The 12,404-nt window shown below is 42.6% G+C and carries 11 protein-coding genes; 8 read left to right on the top strand and 3 right to left on the bottom strand.

All coding sequences use genetic code 11. The features are described from left to right. The first annotated feature begins 109 nt into the window (after nucleotides 1-109). Both AN944_RS15490 and AN944_RS15485 read left to right on the top strand, forming a co-directional pair. On the top strand, nucleotides 110-706 hold the full coding sequence (locus tag AN944_RS15490; protein WP_055025548.1) for a TetR/AcrR family transcriptional regulator: 597 nt from the start codon (nucleotides 110-112) through the stop codon (nucleotides 704-706). Nucleotides 707-806: 100 nt separating this feature from the next. Further along, the gene (locus tag AN944_RS15485) at nucleotides 807-1,508 is read left to right on the top strand and encodes a haloacid dehalogenase type II (RefSeq protein ID WP_235530943.1); all 702 of its coding nucleotides are present in this window, start codon (nucleotides 807-809) and stop codon (nucleotides 1,506-1,508) included. A 148-nt stretch (nucleotides 1,509-1,656) separates the two neighbouring features. Here the strand turns inward: AN944_RS15485 and AN944_RS15480 are convergent, their stop codons facing one another. The 3 genes from AN944_RS15480 to AN944_RS15470 all read right to left on the bottom strand — a co-directional run bounded on the left by AN944_RS15480 (nucleotide 1,657) and on the right by AN944_RS15470 (nucleotide 4,104). Continuing rightward, nucleotides 1,657-2,637, bottom strand: coding sequence for a sensor domain-containing diguanylate cyclase (locus tag AN944_RS15480; RefSeq protein ID WP_055025577.1), 981 nt, complete (start codon nucleotides 2,635-2,637; stop codon nucleotides 1,657-1,659). Nucleotides 2,638-2,823: 186 nt separating this feature from the next. Next, nucleotides 2,824-3,477 (bottom strand): DsbA family oxidoreductase, encoded by a 654-nt coding sequence (locus tag AN944_RS15475; protein WP_055025547.1) that lies wholly within the window; start codon nucleotides 3,475-3,477, stop codon nucleotides 2,824-2,826. Nucleotides 3,478-3,549: 72 nt separating this feature from the next. Further along, on the bottom strand, nucleotides 3,550-4,104 hold the full coding sequence (locus AN944_RS15470; protein WP_055025546.1) for a carboxymuconolactone decarboxylase family protein: 555 nt from the start codon (nucleotides 4,102-4,104) through the stop codon (nucleotides 3,550-3,552). A gap of 380 nt (nucleotides 4,105-4,484) precedes the next feature. On the opposite strand from AN944_RS15470, the gene AN944_RS15465 reads away from it, so the two are divergent. The 6 genes from AN944_RS15465 (at nucleotide 4,485) to fhuB (ending at nucleotide 12,308) form a co-directional block, all read left to right on the top strand. Next, a complete protein-coding gene (locus AN944_RS15465) occupies nucleotides 4,485-5,387 on the top strand; it encodes a helix-turn-helix domain-containing protein (protein ID WP_055025545.1) in 903 nt (300 codons plus the stop codon). A gap of 184 nt (nucleotides 5,388-5,571) precedes the next feature. Next, complete coding sequence (locus AN944_RS15460) at nucleotides 5,572-7,746, top strand: TonB-dependent siderophore receptor (RefSeq protein WP_055025544.1); 2,175 nt, start codon at nucleotides 5,572-5,574, stop codon at nucleotides 7,744-7,746. A gap of 72 nt (nucleotides 7,747-7,818) precedes the next feature. After that, nucleotides 7,819-8,541: a siderophore ferric iron reductase gene (locus AN944_RS15455; protein ID WP_055025543.1), complete on the top strand. Its 723-nt coding sequence runs from the start codon at nucleotides 7,819-7,821 to the stop codon at nucleotides 8,539-8,541. After that, entirely contained in the window at nucleotides 8,511-9,308 is a 798-nt protein-coding gene (locus AN944_RS15450) for an ABC transporter ATP-binding protein (protein ID WP_225442122.1), read from the top strand. Before AN944_RS15455 ends, AN944_RS15450 begins: the two co-directional genes overlap by 31 nt. Further along, entirely contained in the window at nucleotides 9,302-10,288 is a 987-nt protein-coding gene (locus AN944_RS15445; protein ID WP_200913380.1) for an ABC transporter substrate-binding protein, read from the top strand. Before AN944_RS15450 ends, AN944_RS15445 begins: the two co-directional genes overlap by 7 nt. Further along, nucleotides 10,281-12,308: a Fe(3+)-hydroxamate ABC transporter permease FhuB gene (gene fhuB / locus AN944_RS15440; RefSeq protein ID WP_055025541.1), complete on the top strand. Its 2,028-nt coding sequence runs from the start codon at nucleotides 10,281-10,283 to the stop codon at nucleotides 12,306-12,308. Before AN944_RS15445 ends, fhuB begins: the two co-directional genes overlap by 8 nt. The last annotated feature ends 96 nt before the right edge of the window (nucleotides 12,309-12,404 follow it).

The raw sequence follows: 12,404 nt of genomic DNA, 5'->3' as shown, positions 1-12,404 counted from the left end.
TTTTTTATGTGCAATTACACTGGACGATTTGGGTAGTAAACCCTATAATTGAACGAATGCTCAATATAATTTGAGTATTATTTTGTTCAGTTAATATATCGAGACCGCTATGAGTAAACCTGCCAAATTTAACCGTGAAGAGACCATTCAAAAAGCGGCCAATTTATATTGGGAAAAAGGCTTTCACGCTACATCGATGCGTAACCTTCAAGAAGTGATTGATATGCGTCCGGGTAGTATTTACGCAAGCTTTGGTAGCAAAGAAGGACTATTTAAAGAAGCATTACAGCACTATGCAACATCAGGTATTGTTCAGTTAAACCAGTGTATCGCCGATAATGATTCTCCTATTGCAGCGCTTAAACAATTTGTTGAAACGGCTGTGCTGGCTAATCGTAATTGTGCCCCGAGTGGCATGTGTATGCTTGTTAAAACGGTGGCGGAATTGACTGACGAAAATGCAGATTTACTTGAACAAGCAAAGCGGTCATTAGTGATGGTTGAGACAGCATTTGCCGAGTTATTGGCGCAAGCGCAAGCACAAGGTGAAGTAGAAACTCAGCAGACACCTCAAGCATTGGCACGTTTTTTACAAGTACAGATTATCGGTATTCGTACTTATGCCCATGCCAATAGCGACGATAATACGATTCAGGATTTTATCGACGCAATTTTCAGTAATCCGCCTTTAGCCAAGCAGAGTTAATAAGACTTTTTATCGTTGAAGCGATGTTATTGAAGGTGCTGTTATTAAAAGCTCTGCTATTTACTGAGTACATATCATTAAAGGGTAAGGAGTGAACAAGGTGAAAGAAAATCTAAAGCGGCCAAACATCACCTTGGCTTTTGATGTGTATGGCACCTTAATTAATACTCATGGCGTGTTAATCCTGCTCGAGACAATGATAGGCGACAAGGCTAAAGCCTTTTCCAATCGTTGGCGTGAAAAGCAATTAGAGTATTCCTTTCGTCGCGGGTTGATGAAAAACTATGTTCCTTTTAGTGACTGTACCCGCCAAGCACTTGAATATACCTGCGATTATTATCAAATTTCCTTATCTGCTGAACAAAAACATGCGCTGATGGAGTGTTATAAAACCTTACCCAGCTTTGAAGATGTTAAGCCTGCTTTGATAGCATTGAAAGCCCAGGGTTATCGTATGTTTGCTTTTTCAAATGGCACTAAGCGTGCCGTTGAAACATTACTGCATGCTGCGGGAATAGATGCATTGTTTGAAGGGGTCGTCAGCGCTGACGAGATAAAAACGTTTAAGCCTAACCCAGATATTTACCAACACTTTTTACAGGCAACTGAGTCGAAGGCAAGTGATACTTGGCTGATATCAAGTAATCCGTTTGATGTGATTGGTGCAATAGCGACAGGGCTTAAAGCGGCTTGGGTTAAGCGAACTGAAGGTGCTGTATTTGATCCGTGGGAAATCCAGCCCAACGTGATTGTTGCTGATTTACAGCTGCTTGATTCTGCACTTAACGAGTGTGTTAAATAGGTGCTAAGCTCACTCGTAAGCGAGCTTATACTAGGTTGTTGTTAACGAGTAATATCCGATAGTCACTGATAATAAGTCACTGATAGTAAGTAGCTGATAATAAGTAACTGGTAGTAAAAAACTGATAGTGATTGAAGCGTTAGTAGAATTAAGCAACTCGCTTTTTATTTTTAAGCATTTCTTGATCGGCTTTATCGAGTAAATCAGTAAAATTAGCATGTAAATCGACTTCGATACTACCAATAGAGACGGAATACTCAGGTAAATGTTTCGCCCGTTTCGCGCAGCAAAAACCAACCTCTAGACGTTGCTTAAAGGCAACGAGATCGGACTCATGTTCTAACATAACCAGTGCGACAAATTCATCCCCACCAATACGACCAATGACATCACTTTGGCGCACGGTATTCTGCAATACTGTGCCAATGTGCTTAATCATATCGTCACCCGTTTTATGGCCATATTGGTCATTAATAAGCTTAAAGTTATCGACATCTAAGTAGCAAAGTCCCAGCTTAGCTTGGTTACGTTTGGCTAGCGCAATACGTTGCTGACTCAGGGTTTCAAAGCCACGACGATTATTAATGCCTGATAAAGGATCTGTAATCGCCAGTTGCTGCATTTGGCCGTATAAATCGATTAAGGCGAGATCAGATTCAAGAATGTCTTTTAATTGTTCAATAAGCTCTAAGTAACTGTCCTCATATTCTGTTTGCTTATAATCCATGACACAGAATGTTCCGAAAGGGTGCCCGTCAGGCCAAAAAACGGGGACGCCCAAATAAGACGTAAAGCCATCGTTGTGGACTTCTGGGTTGGTATCCCAACAAGGGTCTATCGGGGCATTGGGCACATACAGCGGATTGCCAGTTTCAACGATACGGCGACAGAAAATGTTGGCTTCGGGTTCTATGACAATGCCTGCTGCATAGGGATTACTGTCTTGCTGACTTGAGATAGTGACTTGAAAGCCATCATCGGGGGTAAATTGAACTAAAAAACCGGCAGGAGCATGAAATACCTTAGCAAGTAAGTTCACCGTTTTCTGCCATTTATCTAATGATATGAGCTCATTAGGATTATCAAGAAGGAATGTTTTGGGATCAAATATTGGTTTTTTTTTATTCATTGATAAACCCATCATGCTTTTTCAATGAATTAATTATAGTTCAAGATTTCAGATTCGAGGTATTGCCAGTCAGCGCGAGCGTTGAGACAAGGATTTGAATATAAACCGTGAAGGCAAATCTAAATAGCTTTTTGTCGCTCAATAGATTTGCCGAACACAGATGTCATGTTAGCTAACGATGACAAGTTAGTTAGCGGACTCTTCAAGTAACTGAGTCAGCACTTGCTTATAAGAGTCAACAGGGTGCGCACCGTTTAGCGCGCTGGTGCGGTTAAATACCACAGTAGGAACAGATGAAATACCCGCCGCTGTCCATTGGCCTTTTTCCATGTTGATGCGCGTTCGCACTTCAGGGTTATCCAGTAACGCCATGGCTTCATCAACTTGTAAACCGACTGCGGCTAACTCTTTAGCCAACACTGCTCTGTCTGAGATATCTTTATGTTCAGTGAAGTAGGCAGAAAATAATCTTAGCTTGAGCTGGGTTTGCTTATCGAATTGTTTGGCATAATCTAACAATATGTGCGCATCGAAGGTATTGACTATGTGCATGTTATCGCCAAAGTTAAATTCAAAACCTAACTCGGCGCCACGAGCGGTAATATTGGCTCGGGCATTGTCACTATCTTCACGGCTCGAACCATATTTGCGAGCCACGTGAGCACGTAACTCTTCACCTTCTGGTGGCATGTTTGGGTTAAGTTCAAACGGTTGCCACTCAATATCGACTTTATTTGCAATATCCAGCTCGCGAATCGCTTGTTGTAAGCTTTGATAACCAACAATGCACCATGGACAAACAACATCTGACACGATATCGAGTTTAATTTTATCTGACATGCTTAGCCTTGTTTTTGTGGTGATGAAACGAAAACCAGCGAAAGCAGATAATGCTTTCGCTAGTGCTATGTTTTACTTGTTATCTTGCCATGCAAATGGCTGAAATGGCGCATCTACTGGAGTATGTGCAATGTGATTAACGTAGTTGCTGATCACTTTTTGCGACAAACCTAGAATAATTTCCAGTAACTGCTGTTGACCATAACCTGCCGCAAAGAAGGCGTCCATTTCTGCATCGGATAATAAACCACGTTTACGAACCATGAGTAATGTGGTGTCGTGCAGCGCTTGTAACTTGTCAGTTGGCATAGCAGTGCGGTTTCTTAGAGCTTCGGTTAATTCACTATCAACCTTCATCATTCCTGCAATAGCGGTATGTGCTGGGACACAATATGTGCAGCCATGCTCAACATTAATGGTTTGCCACACTACGGTAAGCTCTTCGGCGTTAAATGATGAGTTAGTAAATAGTTTATGTAGGTCTTGATATGCCTCAAATGTCGCAGGAGACTCAGCAAGTACACCATGTAGATTGGGGATCATGCCGTTAGCTTTTTTAGATTGCGCTAATAAATCTTTACTTGCTGCAGGCGCAGTCTCTAAGGTGTGAATAGTAAATTTGCTCATGGTGTACTCCTGAATTTATATCATTCAAATGTGTTTAATTAATTCAAATATTATTAGCAGTAATACACCATGTTGTTGGCGTACATTTGCTTGGCTTGGTTAAAATATAGAATGAATTGAACGATCGTTCAAGTTTTATTTTGAACAATTGTTCAAAATGGTTTGATTATCTATCTAAGGTGATGAAAATTATCAGCAAAATAATTGTGCTGATAAAAGTGTTACATTAGTCGTTATCTGAATTGGTTGATGGAGCTGTTGGGCGAGGGGCTTTATGTTTTGCTATTCGCTTGCTATAACTAGTTGTAGCTATAGCTGCTTTATTTTCGAGAATTTTTGCCGTTTATCGTTAGTTTTGATCATTATTTGGAAAGACATCTATGAGAGGCCAGTCGCCTTATTCTCGCGTTGAGCGAATCCTTGAATATATCCATCGCCATATCGATCAAACCTTAGGTTTGGATGATTTAGTGGAGGTGTTTGGCATTTCAAGATGGCAATTGCAGCGTATTTTTCAGCAGCAAACTGGTTTAAATGTGGCCCAATATGTCAGGGAGTTAAAGTTAAGTTTAGCAGCCGAAAAAGTACTGACGACCCATGATCGTATGCTAGATATAGCGTATCAATTTGGTTTTACTTCTGAGGTCAGCTTTAGTCGTTCATTTAAACAACTGTTTGGTCTTAGCCCTAGTCAATATCGCAGACGGGGTACCAAAGCTGGTCTAAGAAACCCTATCACTCAACGAGCTGAGCATTTTATTGATAGTACTTCTTTGCAGACCCGTATTGAGCATCGACCAGAGTTTACTGTTTATGGTATTTCAAGTCCGTTAAACGGTTTGTTGGAAGCCTCGCCAAACGTGGCAACAATTGTGCCTAATTTATGGGAGGCCTTATTTAGTCAACTCGGTGAGAGCACGGAATGTAAAGCGCAATTGGTTGGGGTTGTAGATACCCAACAGCAAACACCAGAGCATGCCAATTTACATTATTGGGCGGCATTGCAAATCGATGCAACTTCTGCTGAAACATTACAGTCCTATGTTACACAAGCTAAGTTATCCAGTTTGGTTATCCCTACCCAAGATTATGCTGTGGTGTCTTACCATGGTTTAGCGAGTGGCTTTAGCCAATTGGTTGAGTGGTTAATATGCGATTGGTTACCTCAATCAGGCTTTGACAGCGTGAATGGTTTTGAACTTGAACATTATGGACCACTCACGTCCCATATTGATACACCCACCGATATGGAATATTGGTTACCTATTCGAACCTTGCCTTAATACAGTTAATTAGGAATTGTGATTTTACTCTCGAAATCATACTTTATTTCAAATTTCCTCGTTTCATGCACCAAATTGTTAAATGTAATAGGATGAAACACTATATTATTCGCGCTTGATAATCATTCTCATTACTATTCATGTTTGTTGACATGAAATTGAACGATATAAGGCAGAGGGCGGTATGGTCTCATCTAAGAATAAGAAGTCATTTAACATCACCATGGTTGCAGCAGCAATCACTACTTCAATGGCATATAGCCAGCAAGTATTGGCTGAAGAAAGCAATGACTTAAGTATTGAAGTGCCAAAGTTTGAGACAATTACTGTTCTCGGCCAAGCCTACAGAAACACAGCAACCAAAACGTCTTTAACGCCACTAGAGACGCCACAAGGTGTGACGGTTATTGACAGTGAGCTGTTAGATCAGCGAGGTGTTAAGTCGTTAAACCAAGCGCTTCGTTATGTTCCTGGTGTCACTACCGAGCAAAAAGGTGGCGCAGTCACCATGTACGATACTTTCAATATTCGTGGTTTTGACGTTAATCAAAGTTACTACGATGGTTTAGTGCTGCAGTCATTAACAGGCTGGAACTTACAACCACAAATTGACCCTATTGCACTTGAGCAAGTTGAAGTGTTTAAAGGCCCGACATCAGTACTTTATGGCTCAATGCCACCTGGTGGCATGGTCAATATGATTGCCAAAACTCCACAAGAAATGCGCAGCACTGATGTGAATGTTGCAGTGGGTTCTGACAACCTAACCGAAGCATCGATTGATACTACTGGCCAAATTGGCGATAGTGATTTCTCATACCGTGTGATTGCTTTAGCACGCAGTAAAGATGGTCAAGTAGACCATACTGAAGAAGAGCGTTTTGTATTCGCGCCTTCGATCGATTGGAATGTGTCAGATAGCACTTACATTAACTTTAACTTGTACTATCAAAATGACCCGTCAATGGGGATGAATTCATCATTACCTGCATCGGGCATGATTTACGACAACCCAAATGGCAGCACGAGCCCATCGACATTTGCGGGTGATAAGAATTGGTCTGAGTTTGAGCGTGAATTTGTGTTAGCTGGTTATAAAATCAATCACGATTTCAACGATAACTGGTCGTTCTTACAAAACTTCCGCTATATGGATGCGACGTTATCGCAAAAGAACACTTACCACTTAGGCGACAACTTTGACCCTATGACAGGTGACTTAGATCGTAACATCTACAGCACTGAAGAGAGCTCAACGGGCTACACCATAGATAACCAGTTATCTGGTTTAGTCTATACGGGTAACTTAGAGCACAACCTATTGTTTGGTTTGGATTACCAAAAACTTGATGGTGTGTCAGCGTACTCAGAGTACGGCACGACGAGCCAGTTTGGTACGTTCAATATCTTCAACCCAAATAATGACATGATTGACCCATCGCAGTTGTCATCAACCTATGATGCAAAAGATGATGTGATGGTTGAGCAAACGGGTTTGTATTTCCAAAACCAAATGCGCTACAACAACCTGATCATGATTTTAGGTGGTCGCTATGATGATTACAGTTCATCAAGTGAATATTCAGATGACTACGGCGATAGTAAATCAGCAGCTGATCATCAAGAGTTCTCTTACCGTGTTGGTGCTATGTACGAATTCGACAATGGTATTTCGCCATTTGTTAGCTACGCAACGAGCTTTGAGCCAGTTGCAGGGACTAAAACGGATGGTTCAACCTACAAGCCTGAAATGGGTGAGCAGTTTGAGTTTGGTTTAAAATATGGCTCGGCTGATCAAAGTAAAACAGCGGCATTGTCATTCTTTAACATCGTGAAAAGTGACGCGCTGATGGCTAACCCAGATGACCCATGGGGCGATAAGCTGCAAATCGGTGAAATCGAATCTCGTGGTGCAGAGTTTGAAGGTCAATGGTATGTGACTGACAGCTTTGATGTTGCCGTTAACTACACTTACATCGACATGGAAATTACCAAAGACAGTGGTAATGGCTTACAAGGTACACAGCCTATCTATGTGCCAAAACATGCTGCATCGTTATGGACTAACTACCATATTGATGATGGTGCGTTAGCAGGTATGCGTATTGGTGGTGGTGTGCGTTACGTGGGCGAAATGCAAATGGATGCCATGAACACAGACCAAGTTGATTCTTACACCTTAGTTGATTTATCAGTGGGTTATGACTTAGGTGAGTTCAGTACTAGCTTGCTAGGTGCCAGTGTTAACTTAGTGGCTAATAACCTATTCAACGAAGAATACTACACCTGTTATGACTCAGTGAATTGTTGGTACGGTGCTGAGCGAAACATTGAATTAAATTTCAAATATAACTTCTAATCTAGTGTGAAGTGTTTGCCATAAAGCGGAACCGTTTCGCTTTATGGCCCTAATTTATCGATTGGTCAGGCCATGAGTTTAGCTGTTTTTAACGATATATATCAGCAATGTGAACAAATCTCTCCTTATCTTAAAGGGGAGATTTTGGTTTCTGACCGTCCAGATTCTTCTTTGATTTCATACCATGGTTCTAACCTAGCGAATATTCGCTCACTGTATCAAAGTATCAAGCTGCAATCGCCTGAGGCTGGTCAAGCTTATTGGCTCACTCGTAGCTGGGATTTACTGATATGGCAGCCATTGTATGTTGCCATTACTGCGATTTATCACTGCCAAGTCTTGCCTGATTTATGCAATATGTCTCAGCGTCATCAAGATGGTGTCGTGGCAGGTTTTTGTTTTTCATGTACTGACTGCGATACCGGTGAGTATCATCAGTTAGTCAGCGCCGCAGGTCAGCAACTTTTGACTATTTTCGAGCACTTTCGCCAAGAGCTAGATCAATCTGTTCGCTGTCGCCCTCGATTTGTTGAGCACTTAATTGCAGATGCATTATTGTCTCGCTTACTCTTATTGCAACAGACTAATCCTGAATTCTCTGCTACTTTTATTCGTCAACAGGCCGTGTTGTGGCTCGATGCTTTGTCATTATCTGATGAGCACATCACGAAGATTCAGCTTTCACCTATAACAAACCAATTAGTGTTTACACGTTCTAGCTGCTGCTCTGTGTATAAAACCGTTACTGGCCAAAAGTGCGCTAATTGCCCCAAGTTAAAACAGAAGAGTGTTTAATGTACCAACTGAGTCACGTTAAAGTTATCCGCGATGAGCGCACCATTCTTGATATTGAACAACTGAACATAGATCCCCACGCCTTAACCGTCGTGCTGGGTCATAATGGTTCTGGTAAGTCGACACTCGTTAATCTTTTGGCTAACCAGTTTCAGCCAGAAGCGGGTGACATTACCTTAGATAACCAACCGCTGAAAAAATATTCTGCCAAAGAGCTTGCTAGAACCGTTGCTTATTTGCCGCAAAAGCTACCTGAGGTGGCAGGGTTAAATGTGTCAGAGCTTGTTCGCTTGGGGCGTTTCCCTTGGCGTGGCACGCTAGGGCGCTGGCGTGATGAAGACCAACAAATTATCGAAAAAGCGATGGCTGAAACTGGGGTTACAGAGTTTAAAGATGCGTTAGCGGATCAACTATCTGGTGGTGAACGACAACGTACTTGGGTAGCAATGTTATTAGCTCAACAGGCCAAAATGATGATCCTTGATGAGCCCACATCCGCTTTAGATATTCAGCACCAATATCAATTGATGGAGCTACTCAGTCGCTTGAATAAAGAAACCGGTGTAGGGGTGATTGTCATTTTGCATGACCTTAACTTAGCGCTGCGTTTTGCCACGCAAATAGTGGCTTTAAAGAAAGGCCAGATAGCGTTTCAGGGTGATACTGATATTTTACTTGATGAAGCCTTGCTAAGTGATTTATATGCAACGCCAGTAACCTTAGTTGATCATCCAAACAAGCCACATAAGGTGGCGATTGTATGTTAAAACCATCTGCCTTGTTATGGTCGTATTTATTGGCATTTATTGTGATTATGCCAGCGTTAGCTGAGCCTAGTGTCGCTGTCGATACTGGCAAAACAAACACCCAAATTACCATTGAGGATAGTCGTGGTATTCAGGTTTTACCTCGCACTCCTAAGCGTGTTGCAGCGCTCAACTGGGATATTGCAGAGCAAGTATTAGAGCTGGGCGTTACACCTATTGCCATGCCAGATGTTGCAGGGTACAAAGAGTGGGTGATGAACCCGTTAGTACCCGAAGAGGTGATGGATGTTGGCACTCGTGTGGAGCCTAACTTTCAACGTTTAGCTGCATTAAAACCTGATGTGATAATCATTGCATCACCACAGTTAGATTTATTACCCCGACTTGAGCAAATTGCGCCAGTATTATTTTTTCAAACCTACAGCGAGCATCATGACAATGCTAAGGCGGCGTTAGATAACTTTTTTAGTATCGCAAAAGTATTAGACAAAACCTCACAAGCTCAAGCCAGAATTGACAAAATGCATGCAGTGATTGATGAGCAGAAACAACAATTACTCACGGCATATCAAGGCAAACTGCCTAATGTAAGCACTTTTAGGTTTGCCAGTATGACCTCGGTTTATTTGTATGGTGACAATTCTACCGCTCAATATGCTTTATCGTTACTTGGTATCAAACCTGCTATCGAAGTGGAAGCCACTCAATGGGGCGTGAAACAGCAGAGGTTAAAATCACTTCGACATGTGGGAGATGGCGTCGCACTGTATTTTGAGCCTTTTGCCCAAGAAGCTGAACTTGAAGACAGTGTCATGTGGAATGCCATGCCTTTTGTGCGTCACAACAAGATGAACAGTATTGAACCTGCATGGAATTATGGCGGGGCCATTTCAATTGAATACATGGCTCAAGCTCTCACTCGCAGCTTATTAGCGATTGCGCCAACCTCTGAGATTCATAAGGGGGCGATGCATGAGTAACCTTACGATGTCGCAGCGCTACGTATTTACCTTTGTTGCACTGGTATTAGCGGTATTGATGTCGGCGCAGATTGATACCCAAATCCTTGTTTCCGAGCAGTTGTCATTGTTGATGAACTTTTCTGACAGACTCACTTTGGCAGATAGTTTTGATGCCATCATGTTTGTCGAGTCTCAACTGCCACGGATTGTTATGGCAATCATGGTTGGCGCCATGTTAGGCCTGGTCGGCAGTTTAATGCAGCAGCTCACTCAAAACCCATTAGTGTCGCCAATGACCTTAGGTACTGCCTCAGGTGCTTGGTTAGCACTGGTGGTGATGAATGTGTGGTTTCCGTCGTATGTGGGTGACTATGCACCGATAGCGGCATTAATTGGCGCCATGCTGACATTGGGTTTAGTGATTCTAATTGCGGGAGTACGCAACCTCGCTGGTTTACCTGTGGTGCTGGCAGGTATGGCGGTTAATATCTTACTGGGTGCTATTGCAACGGCGATTATTCTACTTAATGACCAATATGCTAAAAACCTGTTTATATGGGGAGCAGGGGATCTAGCGCAAAATGGTTGGGCGCAAATACAGTGGCTGCTGCCTAAGTTGTCTGTAGCAGTACTTATCTTCATATTCGCACCACGGATATTAGCCTTGTTGCGCATGGGACAAGCAAGTGCATCTGCCCGTGGATTGAATATCATTCCTGCCATTTTAGGCTTATTTGCCATTGGCCTGTGGCTTATTGCAGCCAGTATTACCAGCGTTGGTGTGATAAGTTTTATTGGCTTGTTAGCGCCGAATATTGCTCGGCAATTAGGCGCAAGAACGCCTAAAGATGAGCTGTTTTACAGCATGTTATTGGGCGGGGTTATCTTGGTACTGACTGATGCACTTGCTGTCGGGTTAAGTGTACTCACTTTTGACTTAGTGCCTTCCGGCACCGCCGCGGCATTTGTGGGAGCACCCGCATTGATTTGGTTTACTCGCCGTAAACTATCAGCTCAAGATCAGTTGTCTTTTTCAATGCCGAAAAGTCATTATGTGATGAGCCAAGCTAAATTAATGGTGTTAGTTGCTGGTTTAGTGTTACTCGGCTTATTTACGACGGTATTTAATCAAGTCACTGTTGCTCAAGATGTATCGAGTGCGCAAGACATCATCTGGACTTGGGCAATACCTGACGCCTTTGGCTGGCAAATTCAGTGGCCAAGGTTGCTGACCGCAGCCTCTGCTGGGGCTGGGCTTGCAGTCGCTGGCGTGCTACTTCAACGTTTGATTTATAACCCGTTGGCAAGTCCTGATATTTTAGGTATTTCTGCTGGGGCGACATTAGCCTTAGTGGGCGGTGCGATTTTTGTTGGGTTAAATATTTTTAGCACTGCGCCTGCCATTGCCTTTTTAGGTAGCATGTCGGTGTTAGCTATTTTGTTGGTCTTAGGCAAACGACATCAGTATGCGCCTTCAATGCTTATTTTAATTGGTATCGCACTGACAGCATTGATTGAAGCCATAGTGCAGTTTGCTTTAGCGAAAGGCGATGAAACGTCTTATATCATTTTGAGTTGGTTGGCTGGCTCAACCTATCGAGTGACACCATCTTCGGCATTAACCTTAGTTGCCATGGTGATTGGTTTAATTGGTTTTGCATTGGTGACATGTCGCTGGTTAACATTGATTTCAACGGGGCGAGAGTTTGCTAAAGCCAGAGGCTTGAACGTGCCCAAAGCATTTGTCTTGTTGCTAAGCTGCGTGGCATTACTTTGCGCTGCTGTCACTGCCACCATGGGACCAGTTGCATTTATTGGTTTACTTGCACCGCATATGGCAGTGATTTTAGGGGCCAAAAAAGTTGAAATGCAATTACCAACAGCTGCGGTATTAGGTGCAGGCTTGATGGTGTTTTCTGATTGGTTAGGGCAAAACCTAGTTTATCCGTCGCAAATTGCCGCTGGAACTATCGTATCTGTCGTTGGCGGAATTTACTTTATCTTGCTGCTATTACAAGGCAGGCGGTCGATGAATTAGTCTTATATCAGTTAAAAACTAACTGGTATTGGACAACAGGTGCCAATAAAAAAGCCCAGTTACACTGGGCTTTTTTGTGGTTAAAACAGGATTTTT

It is taken from the genome of Shewanella sp. P1-14-1 (genome assembly GCF_001401775.1).
GTDB lineage: Bacteria > Pseudomonadota > Gammaproteobacteria > Enterobacterales > Shewanellaceae > Shewanella > Shewanella japonica.
The sequence above is the reverse complement of the archived record's forward strand: the minus strand, read 5'-3'. Positions and strand labels throughout refer to the sequence as shown.